This is a genomic window from Mesorhizobium sp. PL10, assembly GCF_053714315.1.
The window spans coordinates 158,265-180,226 of record NZ_JBSKBR010000008.1 but is presented as its reverse complement, the minus strand read 5'-3'; the positions used below and the strand labels follow the sequence as shown (position 1 = coordinate 180,226).

At 61.4% G+C, this 21,962-nt stretch carries 17 protein-coding genes; 13 read left to right on the top strand and 4 right to left on the bottom strand.

The features are described from left to right. Both ACWGTO_RS15425 and ACWGTO_RS15420 read left to right on the top strand, forming a co-directional pair. Complete coding sequence (locus ACWGTO_RS15425; RefSeq protein ID WP_454575680.1) at window positions 1-1,245, top strand: glycosyltransferase; 1,245 nt, start codon at window positions 1-3, stop codon at window positions 1,243-1,245. Then, the gene (locus tag ACWGTO_RS15420; RefSeq protein WP_454575679.1) at window positions 1,242-2,393 is read left to right on the top strand and encodes a glycosyltransferase family protein; all 1,152 of its coding nucleotides are present in this window, start codon (window positions 1,242-1,244) and stop codon (window positions 2,391-2,393) included. The genes ACWGTO_RS15425 and ACWGTO_RS15420 overlap by 4 nt, the downstream gene beginning before the upstream one ends. A gap of 37 nt (window positions 2,394-2,430) precedes the next feature. Here ACWGTO_RS15420 and ACWGTO_RS15415 read toward each other — a convergent pair whose 3' ends face one another. Further along, window positions 2,431-3,105 (bottom strand): class I SAM-dependent methyltransferase, encoded by a 675-nt coding sequence (locus ACWGTO_RS15415; RefSeq protein WP_454575678.1) that lies wholly within the window; start codon window positions 3,103-3,105, stop codon window positions 2,431-2,433. Between the two features lie 268 nt (window positions 3,106-3,373). On the opposite strand from ACWGTO_RS15415, the gene ACWGTO_RS15410 reads away from it, so the two are divergent. Genes ACWGTO_RS15410 through ACWGTO_RS15400 form a run of 3 tightly spaced genes read left to right on the top strand, consistent with a single transcriptional unit; the run spans window position 3,374 to window position 7,447 of the window. Further along, entirely contained in the window at window positions 3,374-6,088 is a 2,715-nt protein-coding gene (locus ACWGTO_RS15410; protein WP_454575677.1) for an ABC transporter transmembrane domain-containing protein, read from the top strand. Window positions 6,089-6,122: 34 nt separating this feature from the next. Next, on the top strand, window positions 6,123-6,569 hold the full coding sequence (locus ACWGTO_RS15405) for a cyclic nucleotide-binding domain-containing protein (protein WP_454575676.1): 447 nt from the start codon (window positions 6,123-6,125) through the stop codon (window positions 6,567-6,569). A gap of 23 nt (window positions 6,570-6,592) precedes the next feature. Then, on the top strand, window positions 6,593-7,447 hold the full coding sequence (locus tag ACWGTO_RS15400) for an MBL fold metallo-hydrolase (protein WP_454575675.1): 855 nt from the start codon (window positions 6,593-6,595) through the stop codon (window positions 7,445-7,447). 1 nt (window position 7,448) lies between these two features. Here the strand turns inward: ACWGTO_RS15400 and ACWGTO_RS15395 are convergent, their stop codons facing one another. Both ACWGTO_RS15395 and ACWGTO_RS15390 read right to left on the bottom strand, forming a co-directional pair. Next, window positions 7,449-8,207 (bottom strand): polysaccharide deacetylase family protein, encoded by a 759-nt coding sequence (locus tag ACWGTO_RS15395; protein WP_454575674.1) that lies wholly within the window; start codon window positions 8,205-8,207, stop codon window positions 7,449-7,451. Further along, window positions 8,204-9,292 (bottom strand): glycosyltransferase family 4 protein, encoded by a 1,089-nt coding sequence (locus ACWGTO_RS15390; protein WP_454575673.1) that lies wholly within the window; start codon window positions 9,290-9,292, stop codon window positions 8,204-8,206. Before ACWGTO_RS15390 ends, ACWGTO_RS15395 begins: the two co-directional genes overlap by 4 nt. A 73-nt stretch (window positions 9,293-9,365) precedes the next feature. Here ACWGTO_RS15390 and ACWGTO_RS15385 point away from each other — a divergent pair, with 73 nt between their 5' ends. The 8 genes from ACWGTO_RS15385 to ACWGTO_RS15350 all read left to right on the top strand — a co-directional run bounded on the left by ACWGTO_RS15385 (window position 9,366) and on the right by ACWGTO_RS15350 (window position 20,328). Next, entirely contained in the window at window positions 9,366-10,544 is a 1,179-nt protein-coding gene (locus ACWGTO_RS15385) for a DUF3095 domain-containing protein (RefSeq protein ID WP_454575672.1), read from the top strand. A 114-nt stretch (window positions 10,545-10,658) separates the two neighbouring features. Further along, the gene (locus ACWGTO_RS15380) at window positions 10,659-12,002 is read left to right on the top strand and encodes a nucleotide sugar dehydrogenase (protein WP_454575671.1); all 1,344 of its coding nucleotides are present in this window, start codon (window positions 10,659-10,661) and stop codon (window positions 12,000-12,002) included. A gap of 236 nt (window positions 12,003-12,238) precedes the next feature. Continuing rightward, window positions 12,239-13,579, top strand: coding sequence for an adenylate/guanylate cyclase domain-containing protein (locus ACWGTO_RS15375; protein ID WP_454575670.1), 1,341 nt, complete (start codon window positions 12,239-12,241; stop codon window positions 13,577-13,579). Between the two features lie 152 nt (window positions 13,580-13,731). Then, complete coding sequence (locus ACWGTO_RS15370) at window positions 13,732-15,627, top strand: ABC transporter ATP-binding protein (protein ID WP_454575669.1); 1,896 nt, start codon at window positions 13,732-13,734, stop codon at window positions 15,625-15,627. Continuing rightward, window positions 15,624-17,522 carry an ABC transporter substrate-binding protein gene (locus ACWGTO_RS15365; protein WP_454575668.1) on the top strand — a complete coding sequence of 633 codons (1,899 nt, stop codon included), beginning with the start codon at window positions 15,624-15,626 and terminating at the stop codon, window positions 17,520-17,522. Before ACWGTO_RS15370 ends, ACWGTO_RS15365 begins: the two co-directional genes overlap by 4 nt. A 2-nt stretch (window positions 17,523-17,524) precedes the next feature. Next, window positions 17,525-18,523: an ABC transporter permease gene (locus tag ACWGTO_RS15360; RefSeq protein WP_454575667.1), complete on the top strand. Its 999-nt coding sequence runs from the start codon at window positions 17,525-17,527 to the stop codon at window positions 18,521-18,523. Continuing rightward, a complete protein-coding gene (locus tag ACWGTO_RS15355) occupies window positions 18,520-19,701 on the top strand; it encodes an ABC transporter permease (protein WP_454575666.1) in 1,182 nt (393 codons plus the stop codon). Before ACWGTO_RS15360 ends, ACWGTO_RS15355 begins: the two co-directional genes overlap by 4 nt. A 147-nt stretch (window positions 19,702-19,848) precedes the next feature. Further along, window positions 19,849-20,328: a class I SAM-dependent methyltransferase gene (locus ACWGTO_RS15350; protein WP_454575665.1), complete on the top strand. Its 480-nt coding sequence runs from the start codon at window positions 19,849-19,851 to the stop codon at window positions 20,326-20,328. 143 nt (window positions 20,329-20,471) lie between these two features. On the opposite strand, the gene ACWGTO_RS15345 is transcribed toward ACWGTO_RS15350, so the two are convergent. Beyond that, a complete protein-coding gene (locus tag ACWGTO_RS15345; protein ID WP_454575664.1) occupies window positions 20,472-21,887 on the bottom strand; it encodes a DUF5939 domain-containing protein in 1,416 nt (471 codons plus the stop codon). Window positions 21,888-21,962: the final 75 nt, after the last annotated feature.

The window sequence follows — 21,962 nt, the reverse complement described above, 5'->3', positions numbered from 1 at the left end:
TTGCAAAACCGCAAAATCGTTGTGGTTCTGAAAGGCTATCCGCGGCTGTCGGAAACCTTCATCGCGCAGGAATTGCTTGGCCTGGAGCGTGCGGGGTTCGAGCTGATACTCTTTGCGCTCCGGCGGCCGACCGACACAAAGCGCCATCCCGTGCATGACGAGATCAAGGCGCCAGTCCATTATCTGCCGGAATATCTGCATCAGGAGCCGCTGCGCGTGCTTCGCTCGCTGTTTGCGTCTCTGCCGCGGCCGGGCTTCTGGCGCGCACTCGGGTCGCTGGCTGCCGACATCCGCCGCGACTTTACGCGCAACCGCGTGCGGCGCTTCGGGCAAGCGCTCGTGCTGGCCGCCGAGTGGCCGCAAGATGCGGGCTGGCTGCACGCCCATTTCGTGCACACACCGGCATCGGTGACGCGCTATGCAAGCCAGCTTCGTGGCCAACCCTGGAGCTGCTCGGCCCATGCGAAGGACATCTGGACGTCGGCGGACTGGGATCTGGCCGGCAAGCTTTCCTCGGCGCGCTGGACGGTCACCTGCACGCAAACCGGCTTCGACCGCCTGAAGAAACTCGCCAACGGCAGCTCGTCCGTGCATCTGAGCTATCATGGGCTCGATCTCGATCGCTTCGGCAGTTTCGGCGAGGCGCGAAAGCAGCATGACGGCTCGGCGCCGGACGAACCCGTCCTCATCCTGAGTGTCGGGCGCGCCGTTGCAAAGAAAGGTTACGACACCTTGCTGGAGGCTCTTGCCCTCCTGCCTGGCGATCTGGCCTGGCATTTCGAGCATATCGGCGGCGGCGAGGAACTGGAACGGCTCAAGGCGCTGGCGCGAAAGCTCGGACTGGAGGATCGCGTCTCCTGGAAAGGCGCGCTGGCGCAGAAGGAAGTGCTCGAACACTATCGCAGCGCCGACATCTTCGCGCTCGCCTGCAGGATCACCGCGGATGGCGACCGGGACGGTCTGCCGAATGTTCTGGTGGAGGCGGCCAGCCAGCGGCTTGCCTGCGTGTCGACCGATATTTCCGGCGTGCCGGAGCTTTTATCGTCGGATGAAACCGGGCTGCTGATTCCCTCGGAAAACCCAACCGCCCTGGCACAGGCGCTGGAGCGCCTGATCCGTGATCCCGCGCTGCGCGCCCGCCTCGGCGACGCCGCAGAGCAGCGCGTGCGCGGCAATTTCGATCATGTGGCAAGCATTGTACAGCTCAAGGACCTGTTCGAGCGGGAGTGGCGGGCCACCGAATGAAGCGGCTGCGCGCATTCTTCTATGTCCAGCACCTGCTTGGCATCGGCCATCTCGCGCGCGCCAGCCGCATCGCAGCGGCCCTGGCCGATGACGGGTTCGACGTAACCGTCGTGACCGGTGGAACGCCGGTCGCGGGCTTTCCGGGACCGGGCGTAAAATCCGTTACCCTGGCACCCGTCACCTCCGGCGACGAAGGATTTTCCGGCCTTGTCGACCTGCAGGGCAAACCCATCGACGACGATTTCAAGAAATCGCGTTCCGAGATGCTGCTGCAGGCGTTTAGGGATTGCCGGCCGGACATCGTCATTGTCGAGGCGTTTCCCTTTGGACGCCGGCAGATGCGTTTCGAACTCTTGCCGCTGATCGAGGCCATCGACGCGACGTCGCCCAGACCGCTGCTGGCGACGTCCGTGCGCGATATCCTGCAGGAACGCGTCAAGCCGAGCCGAAACGAGGAAACGGTCGATCTCGTCAACAGGCATTTCGACCTTGTCATGGTCCACGGCGATCCGGCTTTCGCAACCATCGACAAGACATTTCCACTGGCCGGGGCGATAGGGGCCGAAGTCGCCTACACAGGGCTCGTTGCCGCGCCGCCGGCGCCCGCGGCCTCCGAGCGTTTCGACATTCTGGTATCGGTTGGCGGCGGAGCTGCCGGAAAGGGCCTTGTCCGGTCCACCATCGCAGCAGCGCGCAATGCCGACAACGCCTGGAAATGGTGTTTGATCACCGGCCCAAACCTGCCGAATGACGAGTTTGACGCGATTTCACGCGATGCCACGCTGGGTCTGTCCATCTTCCGGTTCCGCGAGGATTTCGCCAGCCTGCTGACCGGCGCCCGGCTGTCGGTCTCGCAGGCGGGTTACAACACGGTCTGCGATGTCCTGCGCGCGGGTTGCCGCTCCCTGCTCGTTCCCTTTGCAGCCGGTGGGGAAACCGAACAGACGGTTCGCGCCCTGATGCTCGAAGAGCTCGGTCTGGCAACGGTGCTGACGGAAAAGGACCTGACGCCTGAAGGTCTGACGCAGGCGATCGAGCAGGCTCTTGCGGGACCGACGCCAGCCGCGCATCATCTCGATCTGGAAGGCGCGCACCGCTCGGCGCAAATCCTGCGCGAGCGGTATTTAACCTGGTCCCCGAAATCCTAGAACGGTTCGCGTCTGGGTAGATTCGCGCAAACGCGCTTCAAACAGTTCCGATCAGCATGAAGCGCGTATATTTTTTTGTCGGCAGTTCGCCGGAGAACCTGACCTCCCGCAACGCCGCCATTTCCTCGAAGGCTGCAAGCGAAGCGACGCAGTTGATGTGCGTCGGCTCGCTGAAATAATCGTTCGATTGCAGCAGCACATTGGTGCCCCGCGGAAGCAGGGCAAGCCAGGCGCCCAGGTCGGCTATGTGTTCGCAGCTCGTATTGACCACCAGGTCGGGCCGCCCGGCCGCATAGTCGAGTGCATACATGTCTGCCGTCAGCGCTTGAAACCGGTCGCCGGCTTCCCGGTTGAGTGTCCGGGCGACTGCGCCGACCTCAGGATCGATGTCGATGCTGTCGACCGTCGCGATGTCGAAACGGGCGTCGTTGAAAAACATTGCCGGCAATACGCCGTACCACCCACCCAGAACCCATATGCGCCCGAACCGGCCGCCGTCGCTTTCGAACAGCTTGTCGAGCGCCCACATCTTGCAGGCGACCTGCTTGTGGTTGAAGGCGTTGGCGATATCGGCCTGCGGATGCTTGGCGAGGACGCGCGCCAGCCCGGCCACGAGAGGGTGGTCGACATAGGCAGCAATTCCCCGCGTGAGGTCCAGGGCTTGCTCGTGCCCGTCCATGCCGGCATTGCGTGGTTGCGTGACATCCATCATATTCGTCTTCTATGTTGGGATTTCGGACGACACAACGCAATCTTGCCTCACGCAAGCCTATTCGACTTGCGGACGTATCCATGCCGCAAGCGGTTTCGCCATTGCCCGGTGCAGGAGACTGCCGGTTGCATCTGTCCGGACCGTTGGTGTCCTGCATGCAGTGCGGCTTCGAGTTTGTCGTTGGCGATGAAGACATTGCCGATACGCCCTTCGCCGGCAGATGCTTTTGCATCCTGCATCCTGCCCACTGAAGGACCGACAGTCGCATATGGAACCCAGCCTAGCCCGCTATATCTGGAAGCACACCAGGAAGCAGCAGATCTGGATATTGATGATCGTCTTGCTTTCGATGATCCCGTATTTCATGTCCTTCGACCTGCCGAAGCTGATCGTCAACGGCCCGATCCAGGGCAAGGGCTTCGAGCAACCCGGCGCGACCCTGCCATTCATGAGGCTGCACTATAACCTGCCGTTCATTGGCGAGGTCCAGTTCTTCTCCGGTTTTGAGCTCGACCGGACGGCAACGCTGCTTGCCCTGAGCCTTGTGTTCCTCTTGCTGGTCGTCATCAACGGCCTGTTCAAACTCTACATCAACACCTACAAGGGCCGCCTCGGCGAACGCATGCTGCGGCGTATCCGCTTCGATCTGATCGATCGTGTGCTGCGTTTTCCGCCGATTTACTTCAAGCGGGTGAAATCCGCCGAAGTGGCGACCATGGTGAAGGACGAGGTGGAGCCGCTGGGCGGCTTCATCGGCGATGCCTTCCTGCAGCCGGTGCTGCTCGGCGGCCAGGCGCTGACGGCCATGCTGTTCATCATGGTCCAGAACGTCTGGCTCGGCATGATCGCGGTCGTGATCGTGGTGATCCAGATCGTGCTCATCCCGCGAATGCGGCGGCGGCTGCTCGTGCTCGGGCGCCAACGGCAATTGACGGCGCGCGCGCTTTCGGGCCGGGTTGGCGAAATCGTCGACGGCATCGGCGCGGTTCACGTCCACGACACGTCGAACTACGAGCGCGCCGACATAGCTGCCCGGCTAGGGCTCATCTTCAAGATCCGCTTCGATCTTTACCAATGGAAATTCATGGTAAAGTTCCTCAACAATTTTCTCGCGCAGCTCACGCCGTTTCTGTTCTACATGCTCGGCGGCTATCTGGTCATCGCGGGCCGGCTCGACGTCGGCCAGCTGGTGGCCGTGATCGGCGCCTACAAGGACCTGCCCGGACCGATGAAGGAACTGATCGACTGGGATCAGGATCGGCAGGACGTCCAGGTCAAATACCAGCAGGTCGTCGAACAGTTCAGCGTCGACGATATCATTGCGCCTGATATCGGGGCATTGACGATCGACGATCCCGGTCGGATGACAAACCCGCTGTCGGCGGTAGGTCTGTCCATAGCAGACGATGGCGGTGCAGTGCTCCTCAACCGTATCTCCATGCAGGTCAAGCCGGCTGAGACGGTGGCGCTGGTCAGCACCTCAACAGGTGGCGCGGAGGCGCTGGCAGAAGCCTTCGCGCGGCTGAACTGGCCGGAAAGCGGAAAGGTCGCTTCGGGCGCCGACGATCTGCTTGAACTCCCCGAAGCAGTGACCGGCCGGCGCATGTCCTACGCCTCGTCGGATGTTTTCCTGTTCCAGGCAAGCCTGCGCGATAACCTGCTCTACGGGTTGAAGCATGCGCCGCTGACATCCGTGACTTATGACGGCGCCGCGGCAGACAAGCAGCGCTGGAACATCGACGAGGCACGCCGGTCGGGCAATCCGGATTTCGATATCCACAGCGACTGGATCGACTATGTTTCCGCCGGCGCCACCGGCCCGCACGACCTCTTTGAAGCCGTGCGCCGGGTGCTCGACGCGGTTCTTCTGTCGCGCGACATTCTGGATCTTGGCTTGCGCTCTTCGGCTGACCTCACGCGTCACACGAAGCTTGCCGGGCGGATCGTCGAACTGCGTGCAGCGCTGCGAACCCGGCTGGAACAGGAAGGGCTGCGCGAACTGGTGGTTCCTTTCGAGCCGGGCGCGTACAACACGGAAGCGACGATCGGCCAGAACCTGCTTTTCGGCGCCGCCGCCGGCCCCGAGCTGGCCGACAAGGCTTTGGCGGCCAATCCCTATTTTGCTTCCGTGTTGAAGCAGGCCGGCCTCGACCGCACGCTCTACGAAATGGGCATGGAGATCGCCGAACAGGCGATCGAGCTGTTTGCCGACCTTCCGCCCGATCACCAGTTCTTCCAGCAGCTCGCCTTCATGAGCGCCGAGGAGATACCCGCCTACGAGACCTTGCTGCAGCGGCTCAAGAACCGTCCCTACGAGGCGGTTTCGGAGACCGACCGCGCCATGATCATCACCTTGAGCTTTGCCTATATCGAGCCCCGGCACCGCTTCGGCCTGCTGACCGACGAGCTGATGGGCAAGATCGTCGCCGCGCGCAACCAGTTCTATGAAAACCTGCCGCCCGAGCTGCAAAACGCGATCGAACGGTATGAACCTGACAAATACATTGCCGCGGCCACCGTCATGGACAATGTCCTGTTCGGGCGTGTGGGCACCAACCATCCCGACGCGCCGGACCGCATACGCTCCATCGTCTATGACATTCTTGACGAACTGGGGCTTTATGCCGAGCTGCTGGATGTCGGCCTGGACTTCAACGTCGGCGCCGGCGGCAGGCGGCTGACCGGTGGACAGCGCCAGAAGCTCGACGTCGCCCGGGCCCTGCTCAAGCGTCCCGATTTTCTCATTCTCAACCGGCCGCTATCGGCGCTCGACCAGCGCATTCAGGACAAGGTGCTGCGAAACGTGCTCGAAGAAGCCAGACGCGACGGCCATTCGCCGGCAATCGTGTGGGTCGTGACGAGTCCGGCAATGGCGATGATGTTCGACCGCGTTATCGTCTTTGACTCTGGCCAATTGGTGGAAGACGGTACGCACGAGACACTTTTGGCAGGGAACGGTATCTTCAAGGAACTTCTGTCATAATCTGGCAGACGCGAATTTAGGAAGGTTTGCGACAATGCTGCTCAAGGATGAAGTTGGAATGCTGCAACGCGTTCCCTTGTTCTCTGGCATTGAGCCGGCAAAGCTCAAGCTGCTTGCGTTCACATCCGACCGCGTGAACTACAGCGCCGGCGAGATTCTTTTCCGGCAGGGCGACGAGGGAGACGCCGCCTATGTCATCCTTTCAGGCAAGGCGGATATTCTGGTCGATTCCGACAGCGGGCCGATAAAAGTTGCCGAACTGCTGCCAAATTCGATCGTTGGCGAGATCGCCATATTGTGCAACAGCTCCCGCACCGCCACGGTCAGGGCGGCAACTTCGCTGGAAGTCCTGAGAATCCGCAAGGATCATTTCCTGAGGCTTATGAGGGAGTTTCCGGAAATGACTATCGAGATGGTGCGGGTTCTTGCCGATCGGCTGAGCCATACGACCGCGGATCTGATCGATGCACGAAACGCCTGAAGCTACGGTAGGCAAAAGGTAGCATGGACGACGATCTTTTCTTGGTCAGGTTTTGGGGCGTCCGCGGCAGCATCGCGGTATCCGGGCCAGAATTCGCTCGCTATGGCGGCAACACGATCTGCATTGAAATGCGATGCGGCAAGCATACGATTCTGTTCGATGCGGGCTCCGGCCTGCGGCCTGCCGGCAAGGCGCTTCGGGCGTCGGGCGTCACCGATTTCGACCTGTTTTTCACCCATTGCCACTACGATCACATCATCGGGCTGCCGGCCTTCAAGCCGATGTATGAACGGGGCATCAAGCTTACGCTTTGGTCCGGGCATCTCGCTGGACACATGACGACCCGCCAGATGATCGACGAGTTCATTCGGCCGCCGTGGTTTCCGGTGAAACTGGATATCTGCAAGGCAAGTCTAGACTACCGCGATTTCGTATCCGGAGACGTGCTTCGGCCGCGCGAAGGGGTTGTGCTGCGAACCGGCAGTCTTACCCATCCGGGCGGCTGCATCGGCTACCGGGTCGAATGGGGCGGCCGCGTCGTGGCGGTGATCACCGACACCGAGCACGAGTCGGGCAAACTCGATCAGGCGGTGCTTCAGCTGATCGAAGGTGCCGACCTCGTCATCTACGATTGCACCTACACCGAGGAGGAAATGGAGCGCTACCGCGGCAACGGGCACTCGACATGGCAACAGGGCGTCAAGCTCTGCGAAGCCGCCGGTGCGCGGGGGCTTGCGCTGTTTCACCACGATCCGACACGCACCGACGAGCAACTGGACGAGATGGAGAAACTGGCCAAGGACAGGTTTGCCGGCGCCTTTGCCGCCCGGGATGGCCAGACGCTGCAATTCCCGGTCTTATCGCACAAAAAGCGCTGAGCTATTTTCCGGCGCTGCGCTCGATCAATGTCCTGATCGGGAGCCATGTGCAGGCTTTTGTCCTGGCAGTAACTGCGAACAGCCGTTCGAGGAAAAGCCAGGCCGATTCATCGTGGACGAGATGGTGGGTGAGCAGGCCGACCGGTTCGGCGCGGTCGGATGCATGCTGCAATTGCGCGATGATGGCCTGAACCAACAGGCCGTGATCGCGGCAGCCGCGGGTGCCATGCCAATCCATGATGTCGACATTGCTGTTGATGACCGCCAGGGAAGCCGGTTTCGGCGGGCCGAAGACCGACAATGCCGTAAATCCTATCGATCCAAGGTCGGATACCAGGCCGGGGTCGATCCTGTTCCAGGGCGGCACCAGCATGGGAACGGCACGTGCGCCATGCAGGCCGGCTACGTGCGACAGCCCGCGAGCCAGATCATCGAGCACCGCCTCGCGCGGCCGATGCGCGCCGAGCTCCTGTTTTTTCTGGTCCTCGGGCGCATGATTTCGGTGCGCCCAGCCATGGATGGCGACCGTGGCATGCGGCGCCTCGTCAAGCCGGACGACAAGCTTCCCGTCGGTCTGGGCCGGAATGACGGCCAGGGTGACCGGAACCGCGAATTCACCGGTGAGGTCGAGCAGCCGATCAAGCGCAGGCGTCGGATCCACCGCATCGTCGTCGCGCAGCCAGAACTCCGCCTTGCGGCCCGCCCGTTGCAGGCGCGCCAGCTCTTCCACCAGGGGCCGCCAGATCGGATCGGATGTCATGACACCGGAATCTTCCTGAGAAGTTCTGCCAGACGCGTCGCTGCACCACCGAGAGAGCGTTCTTCGAGGACGAAACGCCTGGCTTCTGCGGCCATGCTGGTTCTTTCGTCGCTACGGGTCAGAAGCCTTTCAATGGCGGAAGCGAACGCCGCCACATCGCCAGGCGGGGTGAGAAACCCGGTCTGGCCATCCCGCACGACCTCCGGCACACCGGCAATGTCCTGAGCCACCACCGCAAGGCCGGCGGCCTGCGCTTCAAGATAGGCAACGCCATAGGCCTCGCCATAACCCGGCCAGGCGTAAATTCCCCCGGTGGAGAGGATATCCGGCACGGCGGCCGGCTCGATCGCGCCAAGCCATTCGATACGATCGGCGGGCAAGCCGGCGAATTGCGCTTTGACCTCGTCGCGGGCAGGTCCGTCGCCGACGACCGACATGGTCCAGGGCAGGTGGCCGATCGAACCGAGCGCCTGCGCCAGCATGCGATAGCTTTCGACTTTGTCGCCCGGGCGCATCATGGCAACGGTGACGAGGCGCGTCGGACAACCCCGTGCCGGCATTTCCCGGAATGCCGATGTGTCGATGAAGGGCGAAAGCATGCCGAGGGCGGCGTCGGGAATTGCATCGGCCAGTCCCTGCCGATCCCTTTGCGTGAAGCAGATATTCAGCGCTGCCTGCTCGATGGCTCGCGCCACCAAGGCCTGGCTATCGGCCCACAGACCGGCGTTGCGCCGCCTGGAATAGGAGGCTTCCGCCGTCACATAGGGGACAGCAAAGGCCGACGCCAGCCCGGGCCCGATCAGGTCGGGCGCCTTGTAATAGGGATGATAGGAGAACCAGAGATCGGGCTTGCCGTCACGGTCCCAAAGCCTTGTCAGCCGCGCGGCTTCGTCCCGGGCCTCGATCTTGAGCGCATCGAAACTTTTCGCCTCCGGCTGGCGTAGATAGAAGCGCAACTCCGATGCCAGTTCGACGCTGTGCCCGCCATGCTGCAGCGCCTGGACCAGCATCCGTGCCATCTGGCGGTCGCCGGAGACAACGGGATGATTGGGCGACTTCAGCGGCGCGTAGAAGGCAATTCGCATTGGCGATCCTATCATCGCAAAGCCTGCGCAAGTCAATTTCGACGCATGATCGACTTCACCTTCAAGCGCTGGAATGTGCTATCTGATGCTCATGGAAACAACTGTCGCGTCCGACCCGTTTGTCGCTTCTTTGCCGGTCTTCGCAAAGTTCGAAAGCGTTGCCGATATCGACAACTATCGGCCTCTCCCCGATGGCTGGGCGCTGGCCACCGCCGACATCGTCGGCTCGACCAAGGCGATCGAGGCTGGGCGCTATAAAACCGTCAATATGGCCGGCGCCAGCGTCATTTCGGCGCTGCTCAATGCCCTGGGTCGGCAAGATCTTCCCTTTGTCTTCGGCGGCGACGGCGCACTGGTGGCGTTTCCCGGCACGGCGCTGGAGATCGCCCGTAACGCGCTGGCTGCTGTCCAGAGATGGGTGGCGGACGAACTGGACCTGACCTTGCGTGCGGCAATCGTGCCGATAAAGGACATAAGAGCGCACGGCTTCGACGTTCGCGTGGCGAGGTTCCAGGCCTCCGAAGCGGCCTTCTATGCCATGTTCGCCGGCGGCGGCGGCAGCTGGGCGGAAGCCGAGATGAAAGCTGGGCGCTACCGCATCGAGCCCGCGCCGGCCGGCGCGCGGCCGGATCTGACCGGCCTCTCCTGCCGCTGGAACCCGATCGAAGCCCGGCACGGCGAAATCGTCTCGATCATAGCCATACCGGGGGCATCGCGGGACTTGCGCGGGTTTCAGTTCCTGGCTTCCGACATCATCGCGCTTGCCAGCAGGCAGGAACGTGATGGCCACCCGGTGCCGGTAGACGGGCCCGCCTACAGCCTTCTGCCCGCCGGCCTCGATGTCGAGGCACGGGCCACCGCACAGCCTGGGCGGCGGTGGCTGACGAAGCTGTGGGTGATCTTCCTGATGACGCTTACGGCCGTCACCGACAGATTTGGCTGGACGATCGGCCGTTTCGATCCGAAGGTCTACAAACGCGAGGTGGCCAGCAACTCGGATTTCCGGAAATTCGATGACGGCTTGAAGATGACCATCGACGTTGACGCGGATGTGTTGCAACGGATCGAGAGCCGGCTGAAACAGGCGGAAGAGGCGGGCATCTGCAGCTATGGCCTGCATCGCCAGCAGTCGGCCTTGATGACATGCCTCGTCATCTCGCCGCTGCAACCCGATCACGTTCATTTCATCGATGGCGCCGACGGCGGCTATGCGATGGCTGCCACAAGCCTGAAGGCGAAGGCGCCGGTTTGATGACGGCTTGCGGAAATGGATTTTCGGCAATATGCCTCGGCCATGGTTCTCGGGACCCGGTGAGCCTCGCCATCGGCGCGGGTAGTCTGTCCGAATTGACGGGAAAGCAGATTTTTGGACGCCTCACGATCGACATATGACCGTCTTCTCAGCCGGATTTCGACGCGCGCCGCGCAAGTCGGTGTAATCGGACTGGGCTATGTCGGGTTGCCGCTGTCGATTGCGATTGCACGCGCCGGCTTCCCCGTTTCCGGTTTCGACATCGAAGCCCGGAAGGTCGAGAGCCTGAACAACGGCCAATCCTACATCGAGGCAGTGACGTCGACAGCCCTTGCCGGCCATGTGGCGAGCGGACGGTTCCGCGCCACCGCGGATTTTGCCGAACTGGCCGTCTGCGATGTCATCATCATCTGCGTTCCGACACCGCTGACGAAGCACCGTGAGCCGGACCTCTCCTTTGTCAGGAACACGGCAGCCACCATCGCCAGGCATCTTCGTCTCGGCCAGCTGATCGTGCTGGAATCAACCACCTATCCCGGCACCACCGACGATGTGATCAAGCCCATACTGGAAGAAACCGGCTTGCAGTCGATGACGGACTTCTTCCTCGGCTTCTCGCCTGAACGCGAGGATCCCGGCAATCGCAGTTTTGAAGTCGCGACGATCCCCAAGGTGGTGGCAGGCGACGGCGTCGAAGCAGCGACGCTGGTGCAGGCATTCTACCAAAGCGTGGTCGAGACCGTCGTTCCGGTTTCCAGTACGGCGACCGCCGAGGCGGTCAAGCTGACGGAAAACATCTTCCGCTCGGTCAACATAGCCCTCGTCAACGAGTTGAAGGTGGTGCTCGGTGCGATGGGAATCGATATCTGGGAGGTGATCGAGGCGGCAAAGAGCAAGCCCTTCGGTTACATGCCTTTCTATCCTGGCCCCGGACTTGGCGGGCACTGCGTCCCGATCGATCCCTTCTACCTGACGTGGAAGGCGCGCGAATATGAACTGCCGACCCGCTTCATCGAGCTGGCGGCGGAGATCAACACGGCCATGCCGCGTCATGTGGTCGATGAACTGGCGAAGGCGCTGGACCGGCGCTGCGGCAAGGCGCTCAGCCGCTCGCGCATTCTCATCATCGGGCTCGCCTATAAGAAGAACGTGCCCGACATCCGCGAAAGCCCGTCATTGCGGCTCATCGAACTCATCGAGGAATGGGGCGGCAAGGCGGAATTCCACGATCCGCATGTCACCGAGATACCGACCACACGCGAGCATATGGCGATCAAGGGGCGTCGCTCGGTCGAATTGACCGAGGCAGCCCTGAAGGAGTTCGATGCTGTCGTCATTGCAACCGACCACGAGGCGATCGACTATCAGGCGATCGCCGATCACGCACTTTTGATCGTCGACACACGCAATGTTTTTGGCCGCCTCGGGCTCGCCCGGGAGACCGTGGTGAAGGCCTGACGGCGTTTGAGCCGGCGAATTTTTGGCCCGATGTCAGGATCGGGATTGCACTCTGCCGGCAGCCTCGCCACATAATGTTGCAAGGTGATAGATGCAGGTTACGCCTGCCTGCTTCCTGCGAGGACAGCCATCAGGGACATTCTTTACCGGTTTTTGCCCCCGAAGCCGGCTTCATTGACTTCAAGGATTTGGCAGATCAAAGGAGATGGCTCGTCTTCGACGGGTTTCGAGATAGCATGAGCACAGCGCAAGCAGAAATTTCCACCATTCTCACGGATAAGGTTGCCGATTGGCTGACCCAGTCGGCGCTGGCGGGCGACGACCTGGAAGCATTGGTAAAGGGCTTTTGTGAACGGCTGGCTGCTGCCGGCCTGCCGCTGAAGCGAGTGCATTTGAGCTTTTCCATGCTTCATCCGCTTTATGACGCGCTTGGCTTCACCTGGCTTCGCGGCCAGGGCATGGAAGTGGAAGGCTTTCGCAGTGAGAACGGCGTTCACTCCGACAGATTCCTGACCAGCCCATACTATCATCTGCTCAACCACAAGCTTGACCATTTGCGGCGCCGGCTCGACCCGTCGGTGCCGTCGGAATTTCCCGTTTTCGACGACCTCAGGCTCATGGGCGTCACCGATTACATGGCTTTCGTCCATCCCTTCAACGGCGATACCAGTCAAGGCATGATGGGGTCCTGGTCGACCGATAGTGCTTCAGGCTTCAGCGACAGCATGATTTCGGCGCTGCTGCGGATCCAGAACCATCTCGCCATCGCAACCAAGATGGCGGTGCTCACCAAGCTCGCCGACAACATGATGACCACTTATCTCGGCGGCGACGCCGGCAGGCGCGTGCTGGACGGCCAGATCAAGCGCGGCGAGGGCGACACAATCCGGGCCGCACTGGTCATGGGCGATATGCGCGGGTCGACAAGGCTGGCCGAAACCTCCGGCCGCGAAATCTATATCGATACGCTGAACCAGTTTTTCGATGCCATTGCTGCACCTTTCAATCGCAAAGGCGGGCAGATCATGAGTTTCCTGGGGGATGGCTTCATTGCCGTCTACCCCTGCGAAAGGCATCGCGCCCAGTCCGAGATCGCCTGCCAGGCTGCTCTTGCGGCTGCGCACAAGGCCAGCGCGCGCATGATGGAGCTCAATCTGCGCAGGAAAGAGAAGGGGCTGGACGACATAAAATTTGGCATCGGCCTGCATGTCGGCAATGTGATGTTCGGCAATGTCGGGCTTACTGACCGGCTCACATTCTCCGTCTTCGGCTCGGCTGTAAACGAGGTCCAGCGCCTCCAGACCCTAACCAAGAAATATCCGCACAGCGTTCTGGCCAGCAAGGAGTTCGCCGGCTACTGCGGCGACAGCAGCTGGCTGACGCTCGGCAAGGAGGAACTTGCGGGCATCAAGCAGAAGCTGACGGTGCTTTCACCCGACCTGTCGGGTGCTCTCGCACTCGATGAAGACGCTGCGCTGAAGCCGTTTCACGACCGGATATCGGACGCCGAGCAGGTTATGCTGCTTCATCGCGATGCCGCGCGGCTGTTGGCGGGCGACCGGAGGAAGCTCCAGTAACCGCCACGATGATCCGAACGCCTTTGGTAAGTCCGGTCGGCGGCTCCGCCGGAGAATTCGTTTAGAATCCAAGTTGCTCTAGGCTGGCAATGCGCTAGTCTTGCTCTGGGCCTGCCGGCCGGCAGGGCCGCCAGGGTGGGGCTGGGGTGAGAATGAATTCAGACGTTGATCTGCTGCGGATCGAGGATGTTGGCATCTCTTTTGCCATTGTCGGGGGACCGTTGCATGCCGTCAGGCGCGCAAATCTTCGCGTCCTGCCGGGCAAGGTCACCGCGCTTGTGGGTGAGTCCGGTTCCGGAAAATCGGTTCTCAGCCAGGCGGTGATGGGCATTTTGCCCAACACTGCCCATGTTCGCGGCCGTATCCTGTTTTCCGATCCTGAAAAGCCCGGCACGACGCAGGATATCCTGACGATGCCGCGTGATGGCCCCGAAATCCGGGCGTTGAGAGGCAGCCGCATCGGCAAGATCTTTCAGGAGCCGATGACATCACTGTCGCCGCTGCACACGATCGGCAACCAGGTCAGCGAATCCCTGCAGATTCATACGCCCATGGCTCGAGCGGAGCGCAAGGCGCGGACCGAGGAAATGCTCGGCCTTGTCGGCTTTCCCAATCCCAAACGCGCCTATGAGATGTATCCGTTTGAACTTTCGGGAGGATTGCGGCAACGCGCCATGATCGCCATGGCTCTTATCTGCCGGCCCGCTCTGTTGATCGCCGACGAGCCGACAACTGCGTTGGACGTCACCATCCAGGCGCAAATCCTGCAATTGCTGCGCGGGCTGCAGACCAAGCTGAACATGGCGATGCTGCTGATCACACACGACCTCGGTGTGGTCGCCAATGTCGCCGACGAGGTCGTGGTCATGTACCATGGCGAGATCATGGAAGCGGGACCTGTGGAGGCGATATTCCGCCGGCCGGGTCACCCTTACCTGAAGGGCCTGATGGCAGCCGTTCCGCATTTCGACCTGAAGCCTGGCGAAAGGCTGAAGGCGCTCCGCGAGGTGCCGGTGAATGTCGAGAACCTGCTGGGCAAGCAGACGGCGGCGGCCTCGAAGGGCCCGGACGACATCCTGCTGTCGGTCAGGGATCTGAAAAAGATCTACACCACCCGCAAGTCCGCATGGTTCGGCGGGAGCCATCAAACCTCTGTTCGCGCCGTGGACGGCGTGAGCTTCGACATCAGGCGGGGTGAGTGCCTGGGTCTGGTCGGCGAAAGCGGCTGCGGCAAAACCACCGTCAGCAAGATCCTGATGCGGGCTGTCACCCCTAGCGGCGGCTCGGTGGTCTTCAACGGCCGCGAAGGACCGATCGACGTCCTGGACGCCGAGGGAGACGCCCTGCGTTTGCTGCGCGCGAAAATCCAGATGGTCTTCCAGGATCCGGTTTCGTCGCTCTCACCTCGCATGACGGTGGAGAACATCTTGAGCGAGCCGCTGGAAATCCATCAGCGTGGCAATTCCGCGTCCCGGCTCGCCACGGTCAAGAGCCTGATGCAGGCAATCGGGCTCGATCCGCGCTTCATCAAGCGTTATCCCCACAGTTTCTCCGGCGGGCAGCGTCAGCGTATAGGCATCGCGCGCGCGTTGGCGCTGGGGCCTGAGCTCCTGATCTGCGACGAGCCGGTTTCGGCGCTCGATGTCTCTGTTCAGGCGCAAATCCTGAACCTTCTGAAGGACCTGCAGAAGGAACTGGGTCTGACCTACCTGTTCATCTCCCACAATCTGGCGGTGGTGGACTACATGGCGGACCGTATCGCGGTGATGTGCGGCGGGCGTATCGTCGAGCTTGCGCCGCGCGAAATCCTGCTCAGGAAACCGATCCACCCCTACACGCGCTCACTGCTCGCGGCCGTCCCTTTCCCCGATCTCGACCGGCCGATGGATTTCAAGACGCTGAAGCTCGGCGGCGCTTCCGACACCAGCGCATGGGGACCGCAATTCCGCGATGAGGGCGAAGAGGATATGTTGTCGCCGCTCGATCTTGGCGGCGGCCATCTCGTGCTGGCCCGACGTTCCGCCGATGTCAGCGAGTTGCGCCATTGATCAGCCGTCGCACCCTCCTTGGCCTCATGGCTTCGGCACTCGTGCCGGGCACGTCGCGCGCTGGTGATCTGGAGCCGGATTTTCTTCAGCCGCAGCTGGCGGCCAAGGCGCTGCCGGCACTCGCCGAACGCTTGCCCAAGAGCCCGCGCGCGGTGAATCTCGCTGCGATGGGCCGGCAGCCCGGCCAGTATGGCGGCACGCTGCGGACGATCATCGGCAGCCAGAAAGATATCCGGATGATGACGATCTACGGATATTCCCGGCTGGTCGGCTATGACGAAAAACTTAACCTGCAAGCCGACATTCTCGAAAGTTTCGACGTCGCGGACGATCGCGTCTTCACCTTCAAGATACGCGAAGGACACAAATGGTCCGACGGCAGCCTGCTTACGCCGGAGGATTTCCGCTATTGCTGGGAAGATGTCTGGCTGAACGATGAGCTTACGCAGGGCGGGCTCGCCCCGGCCCTGATGGCGGATGACAAACCGCCACGCTTCGAGATCGTCGATCCGTTGACGGTGCGCTACAGTTGGGATGCGCCCAATCCCGACTTCCTGCCCAAGCTCGCTGCCGCTGCGCCGCTATCGCTTGTTCTGCCGGCCGCCTATCTCAAGCAGTTCCACAAGAAATACCAGGATCCATTCCGGCTGGCCGGCCTGATGAAGGAGAACCGGGCCAAGAAATGGACGCTCCTGCATATCCGAATGTCGCGGCAGTATCGCCCGGAGAACCCTGATCTGCCGACGCTCGATCCCTGGCAGAACCGGACCAAACCGCCGGCCGAGCAGTTCATCTTCGAACGCAACCCGTTCTTCCATCGAATAGACGAGAATGGCCGGCAACTGCCCTATGTTGACCAGTTTGTCCTGAATGTCAGCTCGTCGGCGATCATTTCCGCCAAGACCGGTGCGGGCGAGAGCGACCTGCAAGGCATGGGAATTGATTTCAGCGACTACGCCTTCCTGAAAGACGCAGAGAAGCGCTACCCGGTGAAGATGCATCTGTGGAAACGCACACAGGGTTCGCGGCTGGCGCTGCTGCCCAATCTGAATTGTGCCGACCAGGTGTGGCGTGGCCTTCTTCGTGACGTGCGCGTGCGCCGCGCCCTTTCGCTCGCCGTGGACAGGCGCGAGATCAATTTGGCCGTGTTCTACGGATTGGCGCAGGAAAGTGCCGATACGGTGCTGCCGGAGAGCCCGCTCTACCGGCCGGAATTCGCGAAAGCCTGGGTCGCCCACGATCCCGACCAGGCCAATGCCCTGCTCGACGAGGCTGGTCTTCAGGCACGTGACGATGACGGCCTGCGGATGCTTCCCGACGGACGCTCTGCGCAGGTCATCGTGGAAACGGCCGGTGAAAGCACGCTGGAAACCGATGCGCTCGAACTAATCACCGATCACTGGCGCAAGATCGGCATCGCCTTGTTCATCCGGACTTCGCAGCGCGATATCTTCCGCAGCCGCGCGCTTGGCGGCCAGATCATGATGTCGATGTGGTCAGGCATCGACAATGGCGTGGCGACCGCCGACATGAACCCCTACCAGCTGGCCCCCACCATCGACGACCAGCTGCAATGGCCGCTCTGGGGGGCTCACTATCTGTCTCATGGCAAGATGGGTGAGGCGCCCGATCTGCCTGAAGTGGTCGAGTTGATGGCGTTGCTCAAGCGCTGGAACGCATCCACCGCAACCAAGGAGCGTGCCGAAATCTGGAATTCGATGCTGTCGATCTACACCGATCAGGTGTTTTCGATCGGCACCGTGAACGCAACGCATCAGCCGGTTCTGGTGTCCTCGCGGCTGCGTAATCTGCCTGACAAGGCACTCTACGGCTACGACCCGACCTCCTATTTCGGTGTCTACATGCCGGATACATTCTGGCTTGGAGGCTCCTGAGCGTGCTTCGATATCTTGTGTGGCGCATCGCCGTCATGGTTCCAACGCTGCTGGTCATATCGGCGCTGGTGTTCACCATCATCGAACTCCCGCCGGGTGACTATTTCGACAGCTATGTCGCCGAGCTTCGGGCCCAGGGCGAAGCGGTGGATTCCGATCGCATCGAGATGATGCGCAAGGAATATGGTTTCGACCAGCCGCCGGTCATTCGCTACTTCTACTGGGTCGGCGGGATGCTGCACGGCGATTTCGGCTATTCCTTCGAGTATGAGTTGCCGGTTCGCGACGTCGTTGGTGACCGAATGTGGCTGACCGTGCTGGTTTCCTTCGTCACGATCATGTTCACCTGGCTTATCGCCTTTCCGATCGGCATGTACTCCGCCACGCATCAATACAGCTGGGGCGACTATGGCCTGACTTTCATGGGCCTTCTCGGCCTTGCGATTCCGAATTTCATGCTGGCGCTGATCCTGATGTATTTCGCCAACATCTGGTTCGGCACGTCCATCGGCCATCTCATGGACCAGCAATATCTCGGCGAGGCGATGAGCTGGGCCAAGGCGAAGTCGATCCTCGCCCATCTCTGGATCCCGGTCCTGATCATCGGCACCGGGGGCACGGCAAGCATGATCCGGCGGCTGCGCGCCAATCTGCTCGATGAGCTGCACAAGCAATATGTCGTGACGGCGCGTGCCAAAGGCCTTCATCCGTTCAAGGCGCTGGTCAAATATCCGATGCGCATGGCGCTCAATTTCTTCATTTCCGATATCGGCTCCATCCTGCCGGCCATCATCTCCGGCGCCGAAATCACGGCGATCGTGCTGTCTTTGGAAACGACCGGGCCGATGCTGATCAAGGCGCTGCAAAGTCAGGATATGTATCTGGCAGGGTCGTTCCTGATGTTCCTCGCCTTCCTGACGGTTATCGGCGTGCTGATTTCAGACCTTGCGCTGGCGCTGCTTGATCCACGAATTCGTTTGCAGGGCGGCAGCACCAAATGAAGCAGGATTCGCCGCTGCCCGCTCCGGGTGCTCCACTGCAACACTACATTTCCAGCGCGCCCTTTGACCTGCAGTCGGTCGAGGCGATGACGCCGGAGCAGTCGAAGGTCTTTCAGGCGTCGCAGTTGCGGCTGATGTGGTGGAAATTCCGCAAGCACCGGCTTGCGCTTATATCCGGCATATTCCTGGCAGTGCTGTATTTCGGGATACTGATCTGCGAGTTCCTGGCGCCCTACAATCTGCACACGCGCAACATGGACTACATCTATTCGCCGCCGCAGCAGGTCCACCTGTTCCACAATGGCGAGTTTGTCGGGCCGTTCGTCTATGGCCGCCAGATGACGCTGGATATGGACACGCTCAAGCGGAACTACATCGAGAACCACGACGATGTTCAGCAACTCCATTTCTTCTGCAAGGGCGACAGTTACCAGTTCTGGGGCCTGATCGAAGGTGACAGGCATTTCGTCTGCCCTGCCGAAAACGGCCAGCTCTTTCTGGCCGGCACGGACAGGCTGGGGCGCGACGTGCTCTCGCGCATGATCTATGGCGCACGCATTTCACTGACAATCGGCCTCGTCGGCATCAGTTTCAGCTTCCTGCTCGGCATCGTCATCGGTGGACTGGCCGGCTATCATGGCGGTGTCTTCGACCTGATCGTTCAACGAATAATCGAAGTTCTGCAATCGATTCCCAGCATTCCGCTGTGGCTGGCCCTGGCGGCGATCATGCCGATAACCTGGAGTCCGATCCTGATCTATTTCGGCATCACCGTCATCCTCGGGCTGCTCGACTGGACCGGACTGGCGCGGGCCGTGCGCTCAAAGCTTCTGGCCTTGCGCGAGGAGGATTACGTCCTGGCCGCGCAGTTGATGGGCGCCGGGAGCAGCCGCATCATCCGCCGGCATCTCATTCCCGGCTTCATGTCGCACCTGATCGCGACGGCGACGCTCTCCATACCCGGCATGATCCTGGGCGAGACGGCGCTGAGCTTCCTCGGGCTCGGCCTGAGGGCGCCGATAACCAGCTGGGGCATCCTGCTCACCGAGGCGCGCAGCGTCAGCGTGATCGCGTTCTATCCATGGCTGCTTTTGCCGATGCTGCCCGTCATCCTCGTCATCATGGCGTTCAACTTCCTCGGCGACGGCTTGCGGGACGCCGCGGACCCCTACAAGTGAGATCGCTATTCCGCAGCGCGGCCTGCCGACGACTCCACCCGGCATGACGCTTGTCAGCGGCCGGTTGCATTATTGCAAGGTTCGTCGTTCGCCTCTATATGCGGCAAGCCTCGATCGGGGCCGCTGGTTCAGGACATACAATCGCATATGAGTCGCCTCGACAATTTCATCAGCAGGATGACCGCACAGCGCGACATTCTCAATCAAATCTGCCCCGAGGTGGCGAAGATGGAGGGGCTTGTACTCGAGCTCGGGCTCGGCAATGGCCGGACGTTCCACCATCTGCGCGAGCTTCTGCCCGGGCGCCGCATCGTGGTGTTCGACCGCGAAGTTGGCGCACACGCCAGCTCAATTCCCGAAGCTGAAAACCTCGTGCTCGGCGAAATACGCGAGACGGCCCGCAAGTTCATTGGCATCGACGCCGCTCTTGTTCATGCCGACATCGGCACCGGCTATGACGATCGCGATGCAGTGACTTCTACCTGGCTTCCCGATCTGATCGCGCGCATGCTTCGCGTCGGCGGCTTCGCGGTCAGTGGCACGCCGCTCGATCACCCGCTGCTGCTGCGCCTCCCGCCGCCGACTTCGGAGCCCGCCGATCGTTATTTCCTCTGCAGGCGGGTCTGAGGCGGAGACGGCCCAAATCTTCAGGGGCCCAAAGCGCGTCGCGTGAAAACAGATTCACACGACGCGCTTTAGGTCATTGTTTGATGCATGTCGTTATCGCAAAACCGAGGTCACTTTTGCGCGACATGCATTAAGCCTTCCCTTCAGGGGATCGTATAGACTGCGATCTCCCGCTCGATGCCGCGCAGCGAGACCTCATGAGGCACGGGCGTCAGCGCATTCCTGTGCAACAGATCGGCGGTGAGATTGTCGTCGACCACCGCACGCGTGGCGAAGATCGCCTGTGCGTCGGCAAGGTTCTGGACCCGCGAAGCAATGTTGACCGTCTGGCCAAAATAGTCCTGCCGCTCATTCATGGACACGGCGATGCAGGGGCCGGCGTGAACTCCGATCTTGAGCAGCAGATCCTCGCGGCCGCTTTTCTCATTGAGGTCACGCATGGCATCGCGCATCCTGAGGGCCGCGGCAATCGCTCGATCAGGCGTCGCGAAGGTCGCCATGACCGCATCGCCGATCGTCTTCACCACCGCGCCAGCCTCCGCCGCGACGATCTCGTGCAGAACCTGGAAATGCTCGCGTACGAGATCGAAGGCTGAAAGATCGCCCACCCGCTCGTAAAGCTCGGTCGATCCGCGCAGGTCGGTGAACAGGAAGGTCAGGCTGGTGATCTTCAGGCGCTGGTCGATATCGAGCGTATCGGTGCGATAGAGATCGCGGAATGTCTGGTTGGTGAGCAGGCGTTTGGCGGTCACGAAGGGCCGGCGCTTGCCGATGAAATCATGCAATGCCGGGCCGGCGATGAAGACCGCAGGCAGCACGCGGGTGTCGGTCCTGTTTTCCAGCGAAATGCGCAACGGGCCGGGTTGCATCTCCAGCGTCTGGCTCTGGACATGGTCGCGGTCGAAGACCAGAGAGAGGCTTCGGCGCTCTGTTGCCGGTTCGCCCTTTACGTCGATGAATTGCGCCGAATGGGTGACCGGCTCGAAGACGATGATGAATTGGGACGGAAGCTGTATGTGCAGAACCGCCTTTTCACCGGGCGCAAGCTCGATATCCTCCAGCGAGAACGCTTCCATCTGTTTCGCCAAATCCTCATCCGGCAGATCGGCGCCGGACGCCCAGTAGATCTGGCGGTAATATTCCACCAACGGCAGTTCGTGTGGATTGTGGGCGGCAATCCTGCGCACGCGGGGACTGACTGTGAATGTCACCTCCACCATCTCGTCGAGGGTCGGCGAATAGCCCTGGGAGCACAGCGCGCAGGTGTATTCGTCCTTCTGCATCGTTTTCAGCGTGGCGTTGGTGTCGAGCACGCCGCCACAGCCGGGGCACAGAACATTCCAGGAAATGTCGAAGATGCCCACCCGCGCCGCATGGAGAAAGGCACTGATGGCACGTTCCTCGTCGAGGCCATTCTTGCTGGCGAAGGCGAGCGCGTTGATGCGACAAAGTTCACGGTCCTTGCCCTCCGCGACGGTTCGCCGGATCGCGTCGATTGCCTGCGGATCGACATCGGTCGATTGCCGCAGAAGCGAGAACAGGTCCTGAGCTTCGGTCATCGTGCAGGCTCCGGAAAATGCCCCGCCCGAGGCGGGTTGACCGGACCGCTCCTTGGTCCGACTTCGCCACTTTAC

Excerpts from the sequence above, each read along its gene's own strand:
- ACWGTO_RS15345 (WP_454575664.1), bottom strand. The coding sequence starts at position 21,887 with ATGACCGAAGCTCAGGACCTGTTCTCGCTTCTGCGGCAATCGACCGAT.
- ACWGTO_RS15415 (WP_454575678.1), bottom strand. The coding sequence starts at position 3,105 with ATGATGGATGTCACGCAACCACGCAATGCCGGCATGGACGGGCACGAG.
- ACWGTO_RS15385 (WP_454575672.1), top strand. The coding sequence starts at position 9,366 with ATGTGCTATCTGATGCTCATGGAAACAACTGTCGCGTCCGACCCGTTT.
- ACWGTO_RS15350 (WP_454575665.1), top strand. The coding sequence starts at position 19,849 with ATGAGTCGCCTCGACAATTTCATCAGCAGGATGACCGCACAGCGCGAC.
- ACWGTO_RS15370 (WP_454575669.1), top strand. The coding sequence starts at position 13,732 with ATGAATTCAGACGTTGATCTGCTGCGGATCGAGGATGTTGGCATCTCT.
- ACWGTO_RS15420 (WP_454575679.1), top strand. The coding sequence starts at position 1,242 with ATGAAGCGGCTGCGCGCATTCTTCTATGTCCAGCACCTGCTTGGCATC.
- ACWGTO_RS15410 (WP_454575677.1), top strand. The coding sequence starts at position 3,374 with ATGGAACCCAGCCTAGCCCGCTATATCTGGAAGCACACCAGGAAGCAG.
- ACWGTO_RS15355 (WP_454575666.1), top strand. The coding sequence starts at position 18,520 with ATGAAGCAGGATTCGCCGCTGCCCGCTCCGGGTGCTCCACTGCAACAC.
- ACWGTO_RS15395 (WP_454575674.1), bottom strand. The coding sequence starts at position 8,207 with ATGACATCCGATCCGATCTGGCGGCCCCTGGTGGAAGAGCTGGCGCGC.
- ACWGTO_RS15400 (WP_454575675.1), top strand. The coding sequence starts at position 6,593 with ATGGACGACGATCTTTTCTTGGTCAGGTTTTGGGGCGTCCGCGGCAGC.
- ACWGTO_RS15405 (WP_454575676.1), top strand. The coding sequence starts at position 6,123 with ATGCTGCTCAAGGATGAAGTTGGAATGCTGCAACGCGTTCCCTTGTTC.
- ACWGTO_RS15390 (WP_454575673.1), bottom strand. The coding sequence starts at position 9,292 with ATGCGAATTGCCTTCTACGCGCCGCTGAAGTCGCCCAATCATCCCGTT.
- ACWGTO_RS15375 (WP_454575670.1), top strand. The coding sequence starts at position 12,239 with ATGAGCACAGCGCAAGCAGAAATTTCCACCATTCTCACGGATAAGGTT.